The sequence below is a fragment of the Exiguobacterium sp. 9-2 genome (assembly GCF_036287235.1).
Taxonomy (GTDB): Bacteria; Bacillota; Bacilli; order Exiguobacteriales; family Exiguobacteriaceae; genus Exiguobacterium_A.
Window position 1 is genome coordinate 1,404,205 of the sequence record NZ_CP142850.1, and the last position, 20,787, is coordinate 1,424,991.

Annotated in this window: 23 protein-coding genes and 1 other annotated feature; of the genes, 3 read left to right on the top strand and 20 right to left on the bottom strand. The window is 43.9% G+C overall.

The window, feature by feature from the left end:
* Positions 1-255 precede the first annotated feature (255 nt).
* Both VJ374_RS07285 and VJ374_RS07290 read right to left on the bottom strand, forming a co-directional pair.
* Positions 256-1,158 (bottom strand): NAD(P)/FAD-dependent oxidoreductase, encoded by a 903-nt coding sequence (locus VJ374_RS07285; RefSeq protein WP_329470838.1) that lies wholly within the window; start codon positions 1,156-1,158, stop codon positions 256-258.
* 76 nt (positions 1,159-1,234) lie between these two features.
* A complete protein-coding gene (locus VJ374_RS07290) occupies positions 1,235-1,642 on the bottom strand; it encodes an RrF2 family transcriptional regulator (RefSeq protein ID WP_329470840.1) in 408 nt (135 codons plus the stop codon).
* Between the two features lie 195 nt (positions 1,643-1,837).
* Here VJ374_RS07290 and VJ374_RS07295 point away from each other — a divergent pair, with 195 nt between their 5' ends.
* Positions 1,838-2,587 carry a hypothetical protein gene (locus VJ374_RS07295; protein ID WP_329470841.1) on the top strand — a complete coding sequence of 250 codons (750 nt, stop codon included), beginning with the start codon at positions 1,838-1,840 and terminating at the stop codon, positions 2,585-2,587.
* Between the two features lie 381 nt (positions 2,588-2,968).
* Here the strand turns inward: VJ374_RS07295 and VJ374_RS07300 are convergent, their stop codons facing one another.
* The 17 genes from VJ374_RS07300 to VJ374_RS07380 form a co-directional block, all read right to left on the bottom strand.
* Positions 2,969-3,280, bottom strand: a complete 312-nt coding sequence (locus VJ374_RS07300) for a hypothetical protein (RefSeq protein ID WP_329470842.1) — start codon at positions 3,278-3,280, stop codon at positions 2,969-2,971.
* Positions 3,281-3,780: 500 nt separating this feature from the next.
* Positions 3,781-4,134 (bottom strand): hypothetical protein, encoded by a 354-nt coding sequence (locus tag VJ374_RS07305; RefSeq protein WP_035408232.1) that lies wholly within the window; start codon positions 4,132-4,134, stop codon positions 3,781-3,783.
* Between the two features lie 162 nt (positions 4,135-4,296).
* Positions 4,297-4,749 carry a GNAT family N-acetyltransferase gene (locus VJ374_RS07310; protein ID WP_035408230.1) on the bottom strand — a complete coding sequence of 151 codons (453 nt, stop codon included), beginning with the start codon at positions 4,747-4,749 and terminating at the stop codon, positions 4,297-4,299.
* Between the two features lie 210 nt (positions 4,750-4,959).
* The gene (locus tag VJ374_RS07315) at positions 4,960-6,135 is read right to left on the bottom strand and encodes a hypothetical protein (protein WP_329470845.1); all 1,176 of its coding nucleotides are present in this window, start codon (positions 6,133-6,135) and stop codon (positions 4,960-4,962) included.
* A gap of 37 nt (positions 6,136-6,172) precedes the next feature.
* On the bottom strand, positions 6,173-6,511 hold the full coding sequence (locus tag VJ374_RS07320; protein WP_308101438.1) for a hypothetical protein: 339 nt from the start codon (positions 6,509-6,511) through the stop codon (positions 6,173-6,175).
* Positions 6,512-6,529: 18 nt separating this feature from the next.
* Positions 6,530-6,811, bottom strand: coding sequence for a hypothetical protein (locus VJ374_RS07325; RefSeq protein WP_308101439.1), 282 nt, complete (start codon positions 6,809-6,811; stop codon positions 6,530-6,532).
* Positions 6,812-6,844: 33 nt separating this feature from the next.
* Positions 6,845-7,270, bottom strand: coding sequence for a hypothetical protein (locus tag VJ374_RS07330; protein ID WP_308101440.1), 426 nt, complete (start codon positions 7,268-7,270; stop codon positions 6,845-6,847).
* A gap of 234 nt (positions 7,271-7,504) precedes the next feature.
* Positions 7,505-8,359 carry an NmrA family NAD(P)-binding protein gene (locus tag VJ374_RS07335; RefSeq protein WP_050677785.1) on the bottom strand — a complete coding sequence of 285 codons (855 nt, stop codon included), beginning with the start codon at positions 8,357-8,359 and terminating at the stop codon, positions 7,505-7,507.
* A gap of 53 nt (positions 8,360-8,412) precedes the next feature.
* Positions 8,413-8,832: an RrF2 family transcriptional regulator gene (locus tag VJ374_RS07340; protein WP_290750013.1), complete on the bottom strand. Its 420-nt coding sequence runs from the start codon at positions 8,830-8,832 to the stop codon at positions 8,413-8,415.
* A 36-nt stretch (positions 8,833-8,868) separates the two neighbouring features.
* A complete protein-coding gene (locus VJ374_RS07345; protein WP_308101442.1) occupies positions 8,869-9,162 on the bottom strand; it encodes a hypothetical protein in 294 nt (97 codons plus the stop codon).
* A complete protein-coding gene (locus VJ374_RS07350; protein WP_308101443.1) occupies positions 9,149-10,027 on the bottom strand; it encodes an NmrA family NAD(P)-binding protein in 879 nt (292 codons plus the stop codon). Before VJ374_RS07350 ends, VJ374_RS07345 begins: the two co-directional genes overlap by 14 nt.
* A gap of 233 nt (positions 10,028-10,260) precedes the next feature.
* The gene (locus tag VJ374_RS07355; protein WP_308101444.1) at positions 10,261-10,665 is read right to left on the bottom strand and encodes a hypothetical protein; all 405 of its coding nucleotides are present in this window, start codon (positions 10,663-10,665) and stop codon (positions 10,261-10,263) included.
* A 137-nt stretch (positions 10,666-10,802) separates the two neighbouring features.
* Positions 10,803-11,273: a DUF7878 domain-containing protein gene (locus VJ374_RS07360; RefSeq protein ID WP_308101445.1), complete on the bottom strand. Its 471-nt coding sequence runs from the start codon at positions 11,271-11,273 to the stop codon at positions 10,803-10,805.
* 28 nt (positions 11,274-11,301) lie between these two features.
* Positions 11,302-12,195: a DMT family transporter gene (locus tag VJ374_RS07365; RefSeq protein ID WP_329470851.1), complete on the bottom strand. Its 894-nt coding sequence runs from the start codon at positions 12,193-12,195 to the stop codon at positions 11,302-11,304.
* A gap of 163 nt (positions 12,196-12,358) precedes the next feature.
* A complete protein-coding gene (locus tag VJ374_RS07370; protein WP_329470853.1) occupies positions 12,359-16,087 on the bottom strand; it encodes an ABC transporter permease in 3,729 nt (1,242 codons plus the stop codon).
* Positions 16,088-16,281: 194 nt separating this feature from the next.
* Entirely contained in the window at positions 16,282-16,803 is a 522-nt protein-coding gene (locus VJ374_RS07375) for a GNAT family N-acetyltransferase (RefSeq protein WP_329470855.1), read from the bottom strand.
* Between the two features lie 15 nt (positions 16,804-16,818).
* Entirely contained in the window at positions 16,819-18,045 is a 1,227-nt protein-coding gene (locus tag VJ374_RS07380; protein WP_329470857.1) for an MFS transporter, read from the bottom strand.
* Positions 18,046-18,110: 65 nt separating this feature from the next.
* Positions 18,111-18,367 (bottom strand) — a binding site (T-box leader).
* 202 nt (positions 18,368-18,569) lie between these two features.
* Here VJ374_RS07380 and VJ374_RS07385 point away from each other — a divergent pair.
* Positions 18,570-19,049: a hypothetical protein gene (locus VJ374_RS07385; RefSeq protein ID WP_329470859.1), complete on the top strand. Its 480-nt coding sequence runs from the start codon at positions 18,570-18,572 to the stop codon at positions 19,047-19,049.
* A 46-nt stretch (positions 19,050-19,095) separates the two neighbouring features.
* Here the strand turns inward: VJ374_RS07385 and VJ374_RS07390 are convergent, their stop codons facing one another.
* Entirely contained in the window at positions 19,096-19,533 is a 438-nt protein-coding gene (locus VJ374_RS07390; RefSeq protein ID WP_329470861.1) for a hypothetical protein, read from the bottom strand.
* A gap of 192 nt (positions 19,534-19,725) precedes the next feature.
* Between VJ374_RS07390 and VJ374_RS07395 the strand changes: the two genes are divergently transcribed.
* Positions 19,726-20,757 (top strand): zinc-binding dehydrogenase, encoded by a 1,032-nt coding sequence (locus VJ374_RS07395; protein ID WP_329470862.1) that lies wholly within the window; start codon positions 19,726-19,728, stop codon positions 20,755-20,757.
* The last annotated feature ends 30 nt before the right edge of the window (positions 20,758-20,787 follow it).

Sequence of the window (20,787 nt, forward strand, 5' to 3'; positions counted from 1 at the left end):
TCGGTAACGTCGTCGTGATGATTGCAGAAGAAATAAAATGATTCAGTAGCTTGGAAGTCATTGTTTTTGAGTGTTCATTGCTTGAGAAGAGTGTATAAATTACAAAGAAAACGAATGGAACATGACATCGTGTAGTATAGATAATATCATTCAAAAAAGACCTTCTCGATTGTATCAAGAAGGTGTTTGCTTTAGTTTTGCTTTGGCAAACTGATCGTCATATTCATTTACTGCCTGTATCATCTTGTTGAAGTCTTAAAATCGTTTAGAAGATAAATTGAAATTGATGCTTGCAGCTGCACGGGAGCCATCAGCGGCTGCTATCAATAAAGAAGAAGAACCGCTTTTTTCAGTCTCTCCGGCAACGTATACCCCTTCGACGGATGTATGACCAGTTCCATCCGTTACGATGGCTCCACTCTCATCAAATGTACATCGTAATTGTTGAGCCAAATCGTTTGAACGATAGAATTTAGGAACGACGAATCCACCTTGTCTTGCAACCATTGTTCCATCTTCTAATTCAATATGTTCTAGAATACCTACCTTTCCGTGTAAGCGTTTAATTTTTGTTGTGTATGCTTGAATGTGGTTACGATCTAAATCGTTCCGAACGTCTTCAGATAGTTCAAAACCATTTGTAAAAACAACTAAATCGTTCGACCAATTGAAAACGAGCTTTGCTAAATGGTGAGCAAAGGCTGGATCTTCGGCAATGACAGCTAAGGGTAAGTCTCGCATCTCCCAGCCATCGCAATAGGGACAACTAAACAAACTTCGCCCATAATACTCCTTGATCGCCTCCAGGGGAAATTCTTCTTGAATTCCGGTTGCGAGTAGTAGCGTTTCAGTTATATAACGATGCTGACCGGTTGAAACTTCAAACAGATGATTCTGATTATCTTGTTTTACTTCGATGACTTTTTCGTTGCAAATCGTAATGGACGGATATGCTTGTAGTTCTTTTAATCCGATCTCTCTAAACTCTGACGGTGTAATTCCATCTCGAGTGAGATAACCATGTGATTCTTGTGTGACACGATTTCGATTTGTAGCATCATCGAAAATCACAATATTTCTTCGAGCTCTTCCTAATGTTAGGGCAGCAGCTGATCCGGCGGCACCTCCGCCAATCACGATGCAATCATATACGTTCATGAACATTTCCTCCTTTTATATAACAGATATTAAAGAGTCGTAGTGTCTGTAATTAAAGCAAAAGACATCACTTGTTTCAAATGGATGATGTCTCATTAACTTGATTAGATAAGTCACTAATAAGCGTGTGTCTTAATGAATCTAAAAATTTGTGTTCAGCAGTTTCGATTGATTTCTGAATCAAGCAGTTCGGATTGTTATTGAGACAAGCGTCAGACATGGATGGTACGCCTTCAATTGCAATGATGACATCAAGCAATGAAATCTCTTCCCAACTTGGTTTTAATTTGTATCCACCTGTAGCTCCAGTAGTCGAGATCACCATACCCGTTTTGACTAGCTTAGTTAAAATCTTCGAGAGGTATGTGGGTGAAACGCCTTGTTGCTTGGCTAACGAGGCTACACCAATATGATCATGAGAATGATTTACAGCTAAAAATAACATCGTATGGAGTGCATAATTGGTTGCTTTTGATAATTTCATATTCTCACCTTAATTACAGACTTAATATGTCTATAATACCGTTATTCGTACGAACATCCAAATGTTATGACTTAAACTAACGAAAGAAGGGTTTATCTGCAATCCACGACCACCTGCAGAAGGTAGTTTTTTAGTCGTTATCCAATATATGTTAAAATGAAATCGTATATTTTTTGATGAAGGGTGATAGAGAACATGAAACAACTGTTTGCGTTTGAGACAAAAACCGACTATGACAAATACGAAGCGGTCACGCATCGCTTTCAAGCACGGTTAGACGAGTATCAAACGATCTTACAAGAGAAGTATCAACTGATCGCCGTGCCGAAAGGAATCGTTTGGACGTCAGCGGAACTCGCGACGACCGTCTTCTCGGACATTCCGATTCCGGCATTTACGAATAAGGACTTGATTTACATATCACCAGACGTTGCAGAATGGCGAACGTTATTTTTGTCTCAACTCGACGGGAAGGACGTATCGCATATTCGAGCGTTCTACGAAACGCTTGCGGAAGATCACGTCCTGACGATTGCTGCTCATGAACTGACGCATCACTTGGATTTGTTCGTTGATGAATTCGACGATGAGAGAGAAGACGGAATCTGGTTCGAAGAGGGAATGTGTGAGCACCTACCCCGGAAGCATTTGTTGTCGGACGAAGCATTCAAGCGAATTACGACAATTGAGACAGAGCTGGTCGAGCTCTTTCAGGAGGAGTATGGAGCGCGCTCGATTGATCAATTTGGGAGTGCCTCCTATGCTGGTAGTCTGTCGAGTATCATGTTTGATTATTGGCGGAGCTTTCTCGCAATCCACCATCTCATCGAGGAACGATATGACGGGGACGTCTTACGCGTTTTCGAAGCATATCGGAACTGGCATGAGCAGGGGCGGATCGTGCCGCTCTCGACATACTTTAATCTTCAGTCGGTAAATCGCTAAGTTGTATTTGTAGTGGAGGAGGGCTTGTGAATCGTTACAGTATTCTTTCGTTATCTGCATTCATCTGTTTTTGTTTCTTATTTTTCTTGATGAAGAGCGGAGTCAGTCTGAAAGGGTTTGGAACTGTCTATATCCTGCTTCTGTTTATCGTTCCGTTAGTCGGCGTATACACAGGGTACAAAACGAAGCATCGAGTACTTAGATGGCTATTCGTTGGTATCCATCTTATTACGTTCTGTATGATGTCCTATTTGCTGTTACTGGCTTACGGTATTTCTGAGCCTTAAAAAGGTTAAACAAAAAGGTCAGTTGATTCCGAGTAAAAAAGAATCTTCTGACCTTTCATGATATGTAGTGTGAAATAAGAAAGCATCTCGTGACTTAGTTTCGCTTGGGCAAACTGGTCGTCGTGCCCATCTCGACGACGTGATCATCTTGAAGACGATACAAGAAATATTCCTCTTTTTGAAGTCCTTGCCCCTGTACTTTTACGGCAATCTTATAGCGTTTCTCTTTATCGCGGTGTTTGTCGTCATAAGCAGAGTGGAGTGAGACGACATGAGCTGGACCGTATTTTTTCTCGACATAGATTTCGACTTTTGTGCTGACGTGCTGCTCGAATCGTTCATCGTATCGGACGTTTAAGTAAAACAGCAGTCCACCTAATAGGAGAAAGACAACCAAAACGTTCATTCCGACTTTTTTCAATTCATCACTTCCGATCGTTCCATAGCATTAAACCTAGAAAAGCTGTTACAGATGATCGAAAGACGATGCATCATAACAGCGATTGAATCATTAATTTGAAAATCTACATCATTTGAGTGATTGCTTTAGAGATCGACTCCAACTAATTTAAGAATGATGACGATCGTGATAGCTGAGAGCGCAAAAGAACCGGCAAAAGCAAGCTGTTTTTTCAAAAGTATCTCCTCCTCATGAAAAGGTTACCATTATTATGCCATTAAGTAATGTATCTGTAAAATTAATTCCAATTAGAACCGTGGATTTTCATCACAATGTTTCAGAAAGGAATAAAAACATCCTTTTGTTTCGTCAAGAAAGTGAGAAGATTAGTTGGAGACTTAAAAATAGTGATAGCGTGTCTTTAAAATCATGTAGTGATAGATATAATGTATTAAAAAGCATATGTGAACGTTCTGAACGCGTCATATAAATGAATTTTATTAGTTTTACACCAAGTTTAGTAATAGTTGAGGCTGTTGGGAGAGTAAGTAATCGTTTGCGACGTAGTGATGATAGGACAATGACGAATCGTTCATATGAAAGAGCGTCAACTGCCGACTCTCGAAGTCGACTTCTTCTATGTAGACAAGTTCTGCAGCGCCACCGGAGTGATGGAGAGGAAGCAGTTTTAAGGATAATCTCTCCCGTAAAGCGATGAATAACATGACTTCCATTTTATAAGTCGTCGAAACGGGAGAATCATTGTGAAGAATAACGGATGAATCGATGGAGAGATAAATAAGCGGATTCATAGTAGATAACGATACCGGATGAGTCATTTCTTTTTGAAGGTGTTGCATGGTGGACCTCCTTATAATAAGAACGTATGTTCATATTATGGAGTATGAATCCATTTTTTGCAATCCTATATAACGCTTATAGCCTAATGATGTTTTATCCATAATCGTTCGAGTTTTACTATGAAGTAGCGGAATATGCTTTTCGAAAAAATGCTGAAATTCTTATATATCTTGCGATAACCGAATCATATCCGTGCACCGGATCCCGTTTTCGATGATCACCTCTTCATAGTGTCTCAAGAAGAAGTTTAAATCGACTCCAACGATTCTGAATCCACATTTTTGGTAAAGTGCTAGCTGTCCAATGCTTGAATTGCCCGTCCCGATTTCAACGGTCGTATACCCCAGTGTTTTCGCTGTGCGAATCGCATGTCGTAAAAGATTTTTTCCGATACCTTGTCCTTGATGCGACTCATCTACTGCGATATTTACGATTTCTATCGTTTGAGGTCTTGTCGGGAGAAGTACATATACACCAATCCATTGGTCATTCCTTTCAGCGACAAAACAATAACCTCTTTTTGCATAGCTTTCGACTAACTTTTGAGACGGGTCCGCTGCTAGCAAGAGGTCCATCGGTGGATTTTCATGGACGGATAATTGTCGGATGTTCATATTCATTCTCCTCACGGATCGATTGATATATGTTTGTCTTAGGCTTCAGTTTCACTCTGCTGCCACAATAGCTGATGTAGAAGCGTTACGAAAGAACCTGTGAACTTCTGTCCTTCTTAAGAATACAAAATAGCATGTAAGAAAAAAAGTCGTCATCCGTATCGAGTAACGGAAAACGACTTTCTTTTGTTAGATTAAGATCATGATCGTTTAGTTAGACGGGAGAAGCTTTACGACATGCAAGGTGGATTTTTTCCCGTTCGTGATGGAGTAAGTGAGTTTCCCATCTTGCAGTAGAGGAAACGATACCAGCTCTTCAAAGTCCGTCAGAGGAGCGACGGTCTTCGCTTTTAAGTCCGCATATATCAACTGATGGATGCCTTCTCGGAAGACGATTTGTGTGTTCGAAAGGAATTGAATGCCGTTAATCAACGTCTGGGCACTGGAAGCAGAATAGTTCAGCGTCTGTTCGTCTAATCCGATGGGTTGGAATATGGCGTCGCCTTCTGTGCCGAGAGCGAAATAGGTGCCACTACGATTGAAATCAATTAATCCGGACATCTCTTTTTTGTAGGCACCATCCAGAGTTTCAAGCACACGGACGTTCTTTCCGTTGTTAAAGTGAGACGTGTATAAGGTCACGCCGTCATCGCTATCGCGGTGCTCGTATGTGAATAGACCGTCTTGTACCTTTCCTGTTTTTAAGATGAAGGACTGGAGTGGTGTGATCTTTCCGGTTTTTAACGAATACGACTTTAACGTGGAAACCGTTTTTTGTGTAGTCGCTTCTTGCGTGATCCAGGACGCACGAGTTGACGTGACATCGATTCTCGGAGGGGATGTATCGAAGCGACTTTCGCCTGTATCAAGTGTTTTCACTTGATTCGTCGTGATATTTAGTTGACGAATCGACCATTTCACACCGGTCTTTGTCGGCTGTTCCGTTTCGACCCATAGTAAAAACGCACCTGTACCCGTCATCATCGGGATTGCATTCTTCGTCGCATGAACAATTTTGTTATGCTGTCGTTTCGTATCGTATGTATAGATGACACTCTTGTTTTCTTGTAGGTCAAAGTAGAAGATCTGGTTTTGGTAGAAATACTGTGGATCGATCGAGACACGGTGTTTGCTCAGTAATGAAGAAAGGTCGTACGTTTTCGTTTGACCTAACGTGACGCGCTCCGTTTGCTTTTCTAATTCGATTGCTTGTTGGTTATTGGAGTCGGTCGTTGCTTTCTTGGATGAAACGTTCACTTGTTCAGATGGCGCGACATTTTTTTGTGCTACACGCGGTGTTGCTTGTTCTTCTATTATGGAACAACCCGCTATCGTCCAAACGACGGTCGAGAGACAAAAAACGGTTGCGAATCGATGTGATTTCATATCGGATAGCTCCTTCAAAGGTTTTCGGAAACGTAAGTCATTGCTGTACATCATGTGGAGAGAGAGTCGGACGACGGGTGTGATGAAACACGAGATACCACCACTTTAATGTGTAGGCGAACAAGAAGACACACATCCATGCCCACGGTCGAAGTGTCGTCAATCCTTCGTAAAAATGTCTGAATTCTGTAATGTCAAGTCGGTACATGGAGTTCCAAATGAATAATGCATACATGAAAAGCATTGCTAACATCGCTCGAATCGATGCTTTTCTCAAGGCTGGATGCTTGATCGCGACGAAGATTGCACTGATAAGCGTGATGAAAAAGAAAGCATAGGACAATACCCACACCCACAAATCGTTGGTTGGTCCCATATGTATTTTCCTCCTCAGTTAATCATGGATGCGTCTAGAAGATCGTCTAAACAAAACAGAAAGAATGACATCGATCAGTAACCCGATCAAGAACCAACTGATCAAAGTCAGGATGTAGATCAGGAACAGCGGGATATGGAAGGAATCCAGCCAAGTTCCGAGGAAGGAACGTGACTCAAGTAGCCAGAAAACAGGGCTTGTGAGAAACAACAAGATGTTTTTGTCATCGTAACCGAAAGCATTAAATAAACAGACAGCAAGTGAGAGCAAGGGTAGCCAGAGTCGAAAACCTTTACGCATTATTATTCATCTCCTGTTTGAGTGAGGTTGGTTTTATCGGACCTGAATCAAAAAGGCGGATAGACCGTCACCATGTTCGTTCCATCCGGCAACGACCTCATAGGTATACGTACCTTGAGCAGACGGTGCGCTAAGAATGTCGTTTTTTAATGAAACCTGTTCACTTTTCGTTTTCGAATCCCAGCGTACGACTTCGAGCGAATCGGGTTTACGATCAAACGAGAGATGAATTTTGTCAGAGGGTGAGACGATGACGGGTTTACTTTTTTCAGTCATGTGTAAAGCATCCACATAGATCATGTCCGCACATTGAGCACTGAACAAACTGGACCAGCAATAAGAACCTTGGACAGTTGGAATCGCTTTACCGTTTACTTCGACGTTTGGGTCATAGGGTTCGATCCGAAATGGCTCAAAATAGATAAAAAAAGCAATCACGGCAAGTAGTGAGCCAATCAAAATGAATTTAAGGATACCAGCTCCTCCTTTATTGAATAATTAATAGTGTTAAATCGGAAATTAAAATCAATCAAGTCATATATCATGCAAAAGAATCTTCATATAGAATCATTTTCCACAATAAACTATCAAATCCCTTCAAATGGATGAAGGGATTATGAATGAGGCACACGTGTCTCTTTGAGATGACTAGGTTTTGGGGAAGTCATTTTCCTTTTACGAAGAATAGAGGAATCAATGCTTCTCCCAGTGGGCTTGATAATCGAGAATATATTGACTTAGGGGAATCGGCTCAGTACCAGTCACCTCGCGGAACTGACGGTTCGTTCGTTTCGTGAGTCCAAGACTAATCGGGAGGTGTAACATGATGACTTCATTGACGTAGCTTTTCGGATATCCTTTTTGAACCATCTTCATTTGGAAGAATGGAATCGAAGGGTTCGTGTAACGGATCGTCTTTCCTAAGAGTAGCGTCATCAGACTTGCGATTTCATGGAAGCCGAAAACTTCCTCGCCATGCAACGTATAGACACGATTGAAATGGGGGGCAGGATGTTCGAGGCAATGGATGACGAACGTCGCGATATCCCGGATGTCAATCATGCTTGTCTTCCCAAGACCAGCGGGCGTAACGATCTGCTCGTGAAAACGGATGTCATCACGCATGAAGAGATTCAAATTTTGCATGTAGTATCCGGGACGGATGATCGTAAACGGGATACCGGTCTCTTGAATGATCTTTTCGATCGTATGGTGAGGTGTCAGCGGAAAGACTGGAACATCCTTGAACGAGAGATAAACAATGTGCCGGACTGAGGTGAAGCGCAAATAGCGCAGAAAGAGATGGAACTGTCGTGTTGATACTTGGGACGGATACATCAAAAAGAGTTGATCGACGCCTTTTAACGCTTGTGAAAACGTTGAGATATCGGCGTAGTCCAGGTGACGATAGTGAAAAGCATTGCCGAATTTCTCTGAAGCAGCTGCTGGGTCGATGACAGCCGCATGAAAGGGAATATGTCGCTTCATCATTGCATGACCGACGGCTAGTCCAACGTTTCCTGTGAATCCTGTTACTAAAATCGTCATGTGTAACGTCCTTCCTGTACACTTGACTGAACTGCTGTTTGATGAGAAGTAAATCATGATATGTCTAAGAAAAAGTGAGGTGGTAAATCGTCCGCTAATTGCTTTATCGTAACTTGATTGAGCGTATTAAAGAATGAAATCAATGCAACATCTAATAGTTGATCTAACGCACATACCTGATAACGCGTTCCCGGAAAAAGCGGACGTTCGAATAACGCGACGACATCTCCGACCCGGACAGTATGACTCAATGGGAGGAGTTGAACACCGCCTTCTCGTCCAGCATGGGTTCGTAAAAGACCTGCTCTTCCTAAAATTGAAATGATTTTCGTGAGATGCTCGTACGAGATGTTACATTGAAGCGAAATGTCTCTCGTCTTTACGTATTCTCCTCTTCGTGTCATCGATTTTGAGGTGTGTGCCAAAAAAAGTAATGTCAGTAAGCCATGTTCCGTAGCACGTTTCAACCGCACGACCGCATCTCCTTTCATTTTTGACTGACGATGATATCAGACAATCAAGAGACAATATCGCGTAATGGAGGAAAAGGGCGCTTTCGTCATGTAAACATGCGTGTAGGAATCATCGAATGTGATCAAAGCAGAAATGAGGTGTGCGCGAATGTACCGACAGGAGAGGCTTCGCCGTTGAGGCGTAATCAGTTCATCTCTTCGAGAATCGAAGTCGAGCAACAATTGCAATGGGTACTCTGTGAATATCGTCACCTGACAATGAATGCCGAGCCGGTGATAATAATCGACGATGCATTGACGAACGAACAGTGCTCGTTCATGAGTAATCATATGCTTTGCCCTCCTCTTCATTTACCCAATCGGATAGGTGGTCTTTTATATATTGCCGAAGGGTGATCGGTCGTTCACCAATTAGTTCTAGAAAGTGGTTATCCGTCTCATCCGCTAGACCTAATAAGATCGGCACATGAAGTTTGATGATTTCATTGGTTTCTTCATAAGACAATCCATGTTGCATCATAAAGGACCGGAAAAAATCAATAGGCGGGTTCGTATACATGATCTCTGTTTCAAGTTCTTCTCCGAGAAGCCGGGCGACTTCGTAAAAATTGTAAGCCGCTTCACCGCTGATCGTATAGATTTTATTGAAGTGAGTGGCTGGGTTTTCAAGACACGTCATCACGACGGTCGCTACGTCACGGGCATCAATCATGCACGTCTTACCAATTCCTGCCGGTGCGAAGAGGTGTGCATGATCTCGTAACATATCTCGCATGAACATGTTTAAATGCTGCATGTAGTAGCTAGGACGAATGATCGTGTAGGGAATGTCGGTTTGGCGAATGACGACTTCAATACGATGATGTGGCGTGAATGGGAGGGATAGAGCGTCTTTGGCTGAGAGGTAGACGATGTGTTGCAGGGCAGTCTGTCTGAGATAATGAATAAAATATTCGAATGTCTCCAAGTCCGCGTTTGCAGGAAATTCGAGAAAGATTTGATCGCATCCTGCGAGTGCTTCTACGAACGTCGAGGCATCCTGGACATCGAATCGACGAAAGTCAAAATGCTCTCCATATAATTCGGAAGCGGCTTGTGGATCGGATACCCCGATGCAAAAAGGCTGTTCTTCCGTGCGCATACGTTGGCTGACGAGCTGCCCGATCGGTGAAGAAAAGTCCGTAATGAAAATCATGGGAAAATTCCTTTCCTCTCTTAGATGAACGAGGCATCACTCATGTTGTAAAGTGGTAAATGAAATACTTGTATTAGTTATATAATACCCTAATTATCCTTCAAATACCGGATAGATGATAGTTCCTGCTAAAAACATAATTAAGTATTCCATTTATTCAATATATGAACCTTAATATTCAAAAAAATTAATTATTAATACTTATGTTTACATATCTAGGTTTATTATGAATATTACTCGACGTATTTTTCGTGAAAGCTATTGTAAAGTTCCGCGTACGTTTCCTTGAGTGTCCTAATCGCATTCACGTCTGTTCCGATGACATCCACTACATCAGTCGACACATACAAAAGGAAATCCGAGTCAAAGAAGACGATGTAAGCTGGTGTGTGCCCTCGATAGACGTTTAAGCAGTAGGAGATGATTTCATCTAGCTTTATATGTTTCACATGTGCATATACGACACCTGTATGAGCTCCTTCATCTTCCACGATATACTCTTTCCAATTTCGAATCGTAATCGACGAGCCTACTCGTGCCTTTGCTAAGTAGCGCCGATGATAATGGATGTATGCAGCAACGAATAGAAGGTGGATGGATCTGTCTTCTTGAAAAATCGTCTGAAGAATTTCTTTCAATTACGAGGCATTTAGGTCTTCCATTAAAAAGCGGATACGGCGTTCTGGTGTTGACTGAAAATAGGGTGTTGGTTTCTTGATATCAAGCTCGATCTGGAACCGAGATAAATCAAGCATATAGAAGTCTCCTCACTCTATTAAAGTTTTGATGACGAATAGGGAATGTGACGGATGAAGGCATCCAGCTGAATGTCGAAGTACGCTTCAAGATCGAATCGAAGTTGCCTTTCTAAATCAGACAAGCATGTCACTAAGGTGTCGAGAGGAAAAACAGTGTTCATCCGTTCATCGCCCCAAATCGATTGAATGCGACCTTGATCCGTGAAAGGGACCATCGATACGATTGCCCCTTCTTCATCATGGTCAAACTCCACCGAATAATAATAAAAGGCAGGAATGAATGAAGGCGTCACCTGTCTTTTCCACCGATACAAGGATTTATAAAACTCGAAGATGGATAACGATGTTTCGAGATATAGTGCATGATCAATGATGATTTTGACATTCGCTTCAATCGACAGAATCGTGGGGATATCCTTTGCTGAAGCATTTGAAATAGCATTCGGTGAATTTAAAAAATCATACCTACAAATGATTTGAGAAGACATGTTCATCACTCCGGTTTATGAATTGACATTAGCTGAATACTTTATTTCGTTGCCGAAACGGACGAATCCCTAGAGCAATCGAAGCCCCGATGCAACTAAATAGACACCCGATGATTAAAGGAAGAGATAGCGTCGATTCACCGATCAATACTGAAGCAACACCGCCGATCAACGGGAATAGTGCTACCATATAGCCGCTCTTCGCACCACCGATCCGTTCGACGAGTTTCAAATAAAACAGCCAGGCAAGAAACGATGCAATCACGGTTAAATACAGTAAGGCAGAAAGATAGGTAACGGTTGTCGGGAGCGTAAGCGGTGTTCCTTGAATCATGACGATTGCGCCCATCAATAGACTCGCGACAGTGAATCCGATCGCATTGGCATGAACCGGGTTGATCCGTTGCTTGGCGTTCCGCGCTGAACTGGCGTCACCCACTGCTGTTAATAGCGTGCCGACCAAGGCAATCAAGACCCCTTTTAAATCGGTCAGTCCATCGATGCTGCCTAGACTCGGAACAATCAGGACACCGACGCCGATGATACCAAAACATCCGCCAATCCAAACGCGCGCATGGAGGGTCTCTTTTAAAAACAAGCGCAGAGCGATTGGTGTCAGAATGACCTTGAGTGAGAAAATCAACGTCACGATGGCGGCAGAGCTTAACATCGTCGCGTAATAGAGACATAAGTAACTCAGAGCGAAGTTACAGACACCGAATACGACGATGAAAGGCATATCCGTCGCGGTAGGTTTGTTCGTTCGTTTAACGAATAACGCAAATAGGATGAAAAGAACAGCGGTCATCGCTAATCGATAGGTCAGGGATACTTCCAAGGCGACAGGTGTTCCTTGGATTTTGACAGCAATGAAATTCAGTCCCCAGACGATCAAACAAAATAGATACATGAAATATGTCATAGTTGATCCTCGTTTATGTATTTTTATTTCCAAATCTTTTCCTGTCTATCATCTTAACAAATATGAACATGTAGAAAGCAGATTCCGTGAAAATCTTATTCTGGTACAAAAAAATCACTGACCATCATATGACAGCCAGTGATTGAATAGATGAAAGCGTCAATCATAATTTGATTTTGACGGTGTAGAGATAACCAGTAAATCCGCCATATGCGTTCATAACGAAAGTGTTCTCATTTTTTGGAACGATGTAGATGACGTCGATTTTTGAGTGTAAAGGAGCGAGATATCCTAAATTATCTGAATAGGCTTTTTTATTGTGATTGATTGTTTTTTCAGGGGTATAACTTTTCTTATGACTATCTATCAATGGGAATGTAAATGGTTTGTAGTCGATGTAAGAGTCGGCTGTAGCTTCACCTTCTACTCGTAATTCAAGCGTGACAGAAACAGCCTGTTTGGATGATGGTAAATCAGGAAGTTGAACTCGTTTAGCAGAACTAACCTTGAACCCATGGTACTTCATTACATTAGGATCACCTGGGTAAGTTTGCTTTCCACCTTCATCCATCAATTTCTTGATGACATCTGTATTTGTTTTTTTCGACTGCTTTTTTTGTCCGGTCTTCACGGTGGTTGAAGTAGCATTCACAGCATCGACTTCAATTTTGACGGTCGTCGGTTTGGCAATCGCTTCACTTGTCGCGAAAAGAACATAGGTGTTTTTTTCACGTGGAACACGGAAGACAAGATCGACGCGTGAAACGGAAGGTGGATAATAACGATAGCCATCCTTCCATACATCTGGATTCCGGTTCTCATAATCGACAGCTTCGTATACGTTTCCGTTTGTATCCTCTAACGTGAATAGATTTGGCTTATAAATAGCATATCCGTCATCTGCGTCTTTATCCTTGTAGTTTTCAAGGATGACGGGAACGGTGACATATTGTTCATTATCAAGAGTTGGTAATTTCAACTCTTTTGGAGGGGATGAGAGAAGTTTATTAACATGAAAAATATTACCTTGTGTTTTAGGATCTCCCGGATAAGTTTGAACGACACCACGATTCATCAGTTTATCGAGATTACTCGAATTGACTTTCTTCGAGGATGATTTTTTCTTTTTAGACTCATTTACATCTGCCAATTTCGTACCTGTCGTCTTGATTGATGGTGAAGCTGTTTGCGCGGGTTTTGTTGGTGTCGGTCCTTCTTCGGTCGTAGCAAAGAAGAATAGGGAAGCGACACCGACGACAAGGGCACCACCGACTGCGGATAAGGCGATTCGGAAACGTCGTTCGGTCGCTTTCGTATTCGTCGCGACACTTCCAATCGCAGCATTTGGTGTAATGCTGACGGCGCGTTGTGCGGGTAAAAGGGCACCGAGAACTCCCGTGATGGCAGGAATCAACAACATGACACTCAAGAAACCAAGCTCACCTGTTGGGAACTGGTTATAGACGAAGCCGATCATCGCAAGAGCGATTAGTAAGCCGATGATTCCGGCGAACAGTCCCGTCATCAATCCTTCACTTAAGACGAGTGTCCGGATTTGTCCGTTACGCCAGCCGGTTGCTTTTAAGACAGCGAGCTGACTCTTTCGCTCGTTGACGTTTTGCCACATGATCTCCGTCGTCGTCAAGATGGCGATGAGTAAAGCGACACCCATGGCAACATAGTGCATCGTGCCGACTTCAAGGGCAACGTATTCACCGAGCCATGTTGCATACAGGACACCTTTCAGTCGGAAGGTGATGAACAGGAAGAAGATGAATAGACTCGTTGGCAAGGCGATCGCGATCGTCGAGAGGATCGTCCGTTGCCAATACGTTGCAAGTTGGTTGATGCTCATCCCAAGGACACTTTGTGCCCGGACGAAGCGACGACCTTTTGAGACTTCACCAGAACGCATACTTTCGAATGGTTGAATCCGGCGGATGAGCGTCATCGGGACGAGCGTACCGCCCCAGTAAATCAATAGACCAGCAAGTCCGATCAAGATGATCCGTGATAAGGCAATCGGATGATCCGTCGTTAGCCAGAACGAACCAAGGATCGTCCAAGAAATCAAGGCGACGAGTGTGCCGAGTAAAGTTGCTTCTAGGAACAGAAGCTTCGAGAGCTGACGTGGACGCCAACCGAGCGACAGTAAAATTGCGAACTCTTTTTTTCGCGCATAAAGTAAGATGATGTTCGAACTAAAGACATAAACGAGCGCGACAGCGATGACGCTCAAGATAATACCACTCATCCCGACTTTCGCTTCCTGGAAAATTGCCATCGATGAACCAAGTTTGATCCACGGTTGCTGGACCCAGCCGAGTGCTGATTCACCTTTTAATCCAGGGAGGTATGTCAGCGCGAGTTGTGGTGAGGAGCCGAGCGTAACATCCGTAATCAAACCGGTCTTATCCTCGATCTCTTGAGCGACAGCTTTCAACTTTTTCTCACTCGTTGCGTTCATCGTCTCAACACCTTTGACGTTGACACGAATGGCTGAAATTGCTTTATCACCACGTAACTTAAAGGCGGCGTCAAGCGTCGTCAGCATCGATGGTGGTTTTGTCAAGAAATCATACGGGTCATTCGTCGGCTTAACTTCCCGAACCGGATTGACCGGTTTTTCATTCTTATCCATGACCCATTGGGCTTTCGCCGGGAAATAGGTCTCCATCGGCAGTTCTGTCAACGGATCCTTCGAGATGTTCAATTTTTTTGGATCAAAGACACCAATAAAGTTCAAATGCATTTTCGGAACGTTTTCTAGGCTACCTGTGCCGTCACCGAAGATACGAGCTTTTCGATACATCGATCGTTTCGAAATCAGGACTTCTTTTGCAACCTCTTGAGGCGTCACTTGATAAGTAAATGGCCAACGTTTTGCAAACGGACTCGCAATTGTTTGATACTCGACGGCTGATGGTTTTAGATACATCCAGTCAAAGCTACCAGCAGCATTTTCTGGAACCTTATCTTCAAGAATATTCTTTACGAGTTGTTTTGACGCTTGCTTTGTCGAAATATAGTATTCTTTCGTATCTTTGACAGGAAGCGTTTTGAGATAGGATTCGCCACCTTTTTTCATGATACTGCGAACCGTTTCAGTCATTGAGTCTTTAACGAGCGGGATATCGACTTTCTCATAGCGATAAGTCCGCGAAGCATTCACGTACTCGTGGCTGTTCATGATTAGTGGGATGTCCCATACACCGTCACCATAATCGTTGACAATATCTTCTTTCGTGAAATAACGACTATGTGTTGCCTTCTTAGTTGCTTGATCGAGTCCGACTAGTTGTGCTTCTGCTTCCGGATCAATCCCGGCAAGCATAACCGAACTCCCGTAACCGTAAATAGGAAACTCGCCTAATTCTTGTGGTGAAATATCTCGATTCAATCCGTCACTCTCAGGAGGGAACCATCCGGCTCCAGCAAAGAAGGAGTGAGACTCTGTTTCTTTTTTTAGTCCAGTATCTTGCATATCTTTGAATGAAATCTTATAAATGCCTGGCTCTTTGAAGTTATACGTATCCTTCACAGCATCTGTATTGTAGTTTCCGATCATCGCAATCGGTGCGGCGACTTCGACGTCTGCGATTTGCTTGATCGTCTCGTACTGCTTGCGGGTGATCCCGCCGTCGAGCCCACTCATGTAATTTGGCTCGAGCAGGTTCAAGTCTTCCGTCACGCTCCGACTGCCTTCCGGTCGAACGACGATATCGTAGGACGATCCCCAGCGTTTTTGCAGTTCATCGACGACCGTTCCATTGTTCGCTTGCGTCGTACCGATTAAATAACTGAGTCCTGTACTGACGATCAGGACACCGACGAGTAGCAGGATGAACCGCTCCTTGTTACGCCACCAGGAATTCCAGATGAATCTCAGCATGTACTATCCCTCGCTTTCGTTTGGTTTAAGGAAAATCTTATAATGGTTACATATATCCATATATTTCTTGTTATTTTTCCATTATATACAAATAATAGTGAATTGACTAAAAAATCTGTTAATTAGGTATGTTCGTTTTTAATCGATTAGAAAAAGCACCTCACGAAGGAGGTGCTACATCAGGAGTGATTCTTTTAAGCATAGAGTGGGCTACATTTCCGCATGATGATTTCGTCGAACGAACGCCCTTCATAGGATACAGCATCAGGAATCGTTTCTACGATGTCAAAGCCAACTTTTTTATACGCAGCGATGGCTCGTTCATTATGCGAAAACACTTCAAGTTCAAGTTGATGAAGTCGAAGTTCCTCGAAACAAAACCGGATGATACACGCGATCGCTTCTGTCCCGTACCCTTGACCGGTCCAGGGGAGGGCACGCATCGAAATACGAAAGCCTGCTTGTTTCAACTCTGCATCGATGTCTAAAATCGAACACTCGCCGATTATTTCACCGGAGTTCAAACAGATGGCGAAATCAAAGCGCGTTGGATCAGCTTGAATCGAAAGAATATGTCGTTCGATCTGTTCGAGCGAAAACGTCACCGTCGTATCAGTCAGGTAACGTAATGTCTCATCCTGGGTTTGTTCGAATAAGACGTGTGCATCCGTCACGTCAAGCGGGCGTAGGAAAATTCGTTTTGCGGTCAGGTGCATGAATACCTTCCTTTCTCATGACGAAAGTTTGATCGTTTCGTCCGTTTCCGTCGCGAAATAATGGCGTTTCGTTCGATCCTGGACGATCCAAACGATCAATCCACTGATGAACAGGAAGCTGACTGCAGCGACGGTATACGTCAAGCGGATCGAGGTCTCGGCATATAGACCGATCAAGGCAGTCAGTAGAATGACACCAGTCGATTGTACAACGTGGATGCTACTGAGGAACCGTCCCATCAATTCGACCGGAATGTGTGTTTGAGCAAACGTCATGAAGCCAGTGTTTGCGAATGCAAGGGCAAAACTTAGCAAGAAAAAGCCGATCGCTGCAATCAAGAATGACGTCGCCGAGGCAAAGATCAAGTAACCGACAGGCGTCATCAGTGCCCCAAACTGGATCAAGAACCGGAGCGACAAGCGATGCGTAAAGGTTGCATTGACCGCGGAACCACAGATGATGCCGATTCCGGCGATACTGACGAGGAATCCATACGTACTCTCGTCCATCTGCAAAACGATCGTCGCAAACGAGGCTTCAAGCGAATCGAGTCCGCTCATCAAGACGATCATCAGCGCATAGAAGGCGTAGACGAGCGTGATGTAGCGCCGAGTCCGTGCAAACTGAAAGGTTTCTTTCCAGTCCTTAAGAATCACTCGGAGTGAGAAGGGGACTGCTATAGTCGCCGCCAAGCGGACGTCAGGCAAGACGGACAATAAAGTGGCAGAACACAACAGTGCTCCCGCGTTGAGGACAATCGCCGTCTCAGGAGAACCGATTAAAAATAAAAAGCCGGCAATCGATGGTCCGAGAATGAAACCGGCCGACTGAATGAAATTCTTTAATGCATTGAACCGTTGGCGACTAGTCTCTGGCACGAGCTTCGTCATGTAGATCAATGAGGATGTCTCAAATAGCGTGTTACCGATGTTCAAGATGAAGACGAGCGCATAAAGAACATACAATGAATCGATCAATGTCAACGAAAAGACGAGCGCGGCGCGCCCGACGTCAAGCATGACGAGCAAGCGACGTTGATTGATTCGATCGACGACACTGCCGGACCAAAGACTCGTCAACAGCGCGGAGATCGGTAACAGGATATAGAGAACGGAGACGGCGAACGCCGATCCCGTTCGTTCGAGGACGATTAAATTCAAAGCGATGAAGTAGACCCAAGCTCCAATGTTCGAGACACCGACACCAAGTAACAGCAATCCAGGGTATTTCCAATTCGACATATGACACACTCCTTTTTTAATTGTGTTTTAAGCCAATAAAAAAATCCCACCTCCAAGACGTTGGTCTTGGGGACGAGACTGTGCGTGTCGTGGTGCCACCCCTGTTCGCGAAACCGTCACCGGTACCGCCTTCATCGGTACGACCGCTTTTAAACGGCAAATACCTGAGCTCGATAACGGGAGCACCCGTCACGATATCCCCGATTCGGTTCCACCGTGCTGCTCAGAGGCTTGGTTCGGTCAATGACTTTTGCTCCTTCCCACCAATCGGAGCTCTCTAGGAAAAATCGAAATGACGTACTGTTCTCTTCAATGCGTTTGATTCATATGATTTGTCTCATCCTAGCATATGCCAAATGAAACCGTAAAGAATTTTTATCATTTTTTTACAATTGTTGAAAAAAGTACATAGGTATCAAAATTTGAAAAAAGATAAAAGTGGTAAAATATGTAACGTGCTATATGTTACATTGTCTTAGTTATGTGTTCACTTTCAAGAAAGGTGTATGAAAGGTGGGAAAAAAGTGAAACGTTTGATTTATTTCATATCTCCACTCCTGGTTCTTACCGGAGCTGTCTTTTTTACGACGTTCCGTCCGATCGAGCAAGCAATCTATTTCTTAATCTTATTTTTACTGACCTGTCTGTCAGCGATGACAGTAGTGGAGCGTCTCGTCAAACATCATGATGTGATCCGGCGACTGAACACGATCCATCCACTCATCGGGATCGTACTGGGTACCGTCATACTTGCTATTATCATTGGTAGTCTATTTTGGATAGCACCTTCGCTAACGCACCCCGGTCCAGTCGGTCTTCTCGAAATATTCCTCTTCATGTATGTCGTGATATTGGTCCTCGGTTTTATTGTCAGTTGTTTCTTCGAAGGCATCACGCGTCAACCGAAGGATCAATTGATTCGCCCAGTCTTTCTGTTCATCGGAACCGGCTATCTCATCTTGACCGTCTTCGGAATCTTGCAACTGTATCGTCAAACCGGATGACAGCAAACCCCACTGACGCAATAAGACGACAGTGGGGATATTGTGTTTACTGAACTTTTAACGAGAATCCGAATTGTCCGTCGCCTTGTTTCCAGCGCGAGTTCAATTCATATACATAGACACCAGGTTCTGTTGGTGCATTGAACTGATCATCTTTTAATACAACACGAGATTTCTTTTTCTGTTCGTGCCATTGTGTTAGCTTAACTTGTTCTGGATTGCCGGATAATTCGACACGGACGATTGATCCGGAAGAGACATTAACCGGTTTTTGTTCTTTTGCCATATCGAGTCCATCACGATAAACTTTATCACCACATTGACTGCGGAGTAAGCTGTCCCAGCAATAAGACCCTTGAACGGTCGGAACATCCTTTCCGTTCGCCTTAACTTCAGGGTTCGGTGGTGCGCCACGGAATGGTTCGAAAACGATGATGCACACGACTAGAATCAATAGGACGACCAATACTAAGCCACGTTTCATGAGGGACCTCCTTGGTATTTTCTTTATTTTACCAAAATATAAAAATTAAATAGAAGAGCTTTTAAATGAAAAGATATTCAGTTTTTAATTTTTTGTGAGTTTGATCATTTATTTGACGTGGTGTGTATGTAAAACAAAAGGGTAAAGGATAAAAGAATCTATATCTAGACCAAAAGAAAGTGAGGCAAAAACATGAAGGCAGTCACGGTCACAGGACATGGTGGGCTAGATCATCTGAAGTACATTGATATGCAAACACCTCAACCGAAACAAGGCGAGGTGCTGATTGAAATCAAAGCCTGTGCCTTGAACAATACAGAAATCTGGATGCGGGAAGGCGCTTATGGTGCGGAGAATGAGTCGGGCTGGAAAGCGGAAGGTGTGCAATTCCCCCGAGTTCCCGGTTCAGACATTAGCGGACGGATCGTCGCGGTTGGAGGCGGTGTCGCGGAATCAGAAATCGGACGAGACGTCGTCTTGTTCCCGTTCACGGCGAGTGGAGAAATCGCTGACGAACAAAGTGCCGAGGACTTATCGTTTATCGGTTCCGAGTACGACGGCGGATACGCGGAGTATGTCTGCTGGCCGCTCGAACTCTGTTACGACATGCCGCTTGCTTCCTATACGGACAGTGCGGTCTTCTCGGTCAGTGGATTGACGGCGTGGCACATGGTCGAACAACTTAACTTACAACAAGGACAGACGTTACTTGTAACAGGTGCCAGTGGTGGTGTCGGCTCACTCAACGTCCAGATTGCGAAACGTGTCTTCGGTGCCCGTGTCGTCGCACTCGTCGGTGACTTGAAGCTGACGGATCAATTGCAAGAACTCGGGGCGGACCTGGTCGTTTCCTACCGTGAGGCGGACTGGGATCAGCAGGTCATGCAAGAAGTTGGTCCGGTCGATGCGATTCTCGACGTCGTCGGCGATGCGGTGTTTAAACAAGGACTGGATCTGCTGAAGCGCGGCGGAACGTACTGTATTTCCGGATCGTCCGGGGGACAGGTGACGTCGCTCGATTTTCGGACACTTTACTTGAAACATATCCGTCTACAAGGATCCGTCCTTGGAAATCGCCATGATTATGAGAAATTACTCGAGGCGGTTCGGGCGCAGACGATTCAGCCCGTCATCGACCGGACGTTCTCGCTCGCTGAAGCGCGAGAAGCCCAAGCGTACTTTAAACAAGCTGGCAAATTCGGCAAGGTCGTCTTGCTACCATAAGAAAAACCGAACAAAACGAGCTATCCTCTT

Coding starts and splice junctions, on each gene's coding strand:
- VJ374_RS07390 (WP_329470861.1), bottom strand. CDS start 19,533: ATGAAACGTGGCTTAGTATTGGTCGTCCTATTGATTCTAGTCGTGTGC.
- VJ374_RS07345 (WP_308101442.1), bottom strand. CDS start 9,162: ATGATTACTCATGAACGAGCACTGTTCGTTCGTCAATGCATCGTCGAT.
- VJ374_RS07350 (WP_308101443.1), bottom strand. CDS start 10,027: ATGATTTTCATTACGGACTTTTCTTCACCGATCGGGCAGCTCGTCAGC.
- VJ374_RS07320 (WP_308101438.1), bottom strand. CDS start 6,511: ATGGGACCAACCAACGATTTGTGGGTGTGGGTATTGTCCTATGCTTTC.
- VJ374_RS07395 (WP_329470862.1), top strand. CDS start 19,726: ATGAAGGCAGTCACGGTCACAGGACATGGTGGGCTAGATCATCTGAAG.
- VJ374_RS07375 (WP_329470855.1), bottom strand. CDS start 16,803: ATGCACCTGACCGCAAAACGAATTTTCCTACGCCCGCTTGACGTGACG.
- VJ374_RS07310 (WP_035408230.1), bottom strand. CDS start 4,749: ATGAACATCCGACAATTATCCGTCCATGAAAATCCACCGATGGACCTC.
- VJ374_RS07285 (WP_329470838.1), bottom strand. CDS start 1,158: ATGAACGTATATGATTGCATCGTGATTGGCGGAGGTGCCGCCGGATCA.
- VJ374_RS07380 (WP_329470857.1), bottom strand. CDS start 18,045: ATGTCGAATTGGAAATACCCTGGATTGCTGTTACTTGGTGTCGGTGTC.
- VJ374_RS07290 (WP_329470840.1), bottom strand. CDS start 1,642: ATGAAATTATCAAAAGCAACCAATTATGCACTCCATACGATGTTATTT.
- VJ374_RS07325 (WP_308101439.1), bottom strand. CDS start 6,811: ATGCGTAAAGGTTTTCGACTCTGGCTACCCTTGCTCTCACTTGCTGTC.
- VJ374_RS07360 (WP_308101445.1), bottom strand. CDS start 11,273: ATGTCTTCTCAAATCATTTGTAGGTATGATTTTTTAAATTCACCGAAT.
- VJ374_RS07335 (WP_050677785.1), bottom strand. CDS start 8,359: ATGACGATTTTAGTAACAGGATTCACAGGAAACGTTGGACTAGCCGTC.
- VJ374_RS07300 (WP_329470842.1), bottom strand. CDS start 3,280: ATGAACGTTTTGGTTGTCTTTCTCCTATTAGGTGGACTGCTGTTTTAC.
- VJ374_RS07315 (WP_329470845.1), bottom strand. CDS start 6,135: ATGAAATCACATCGATTCGCAACCGTTTTTTGTCTCTCGACCGTCGTT.
- VJ374_RS07305 (WP_035408232.1), bottom strand. CDS start 4,134: ATGCAACACCTTCAAAAAGAAATGACTCATCCGGTATCGTTATCTACT.
- VJ374_RS07365 (WP_329470851.1), bottom strand. CDS start 12,195: ATGACATATTTCATGTATCTATTTTGTTTGATCGTCTGGGGACTGAAT.
- VJ374_RS07295 (WP_329470841.1), top strand. CDS start 1,838: ATGAAACAACTGTTTGCGTTTGAGACAAAAACCGACTATGACAAATAC.
- VJ374_RS07370 (WP_329470853.1), bottom strand. CDS start 16,087: ATGCTGAGATTCATCTGGAATTCCTGGTGGCGTAACAAGGAGCGGTTC.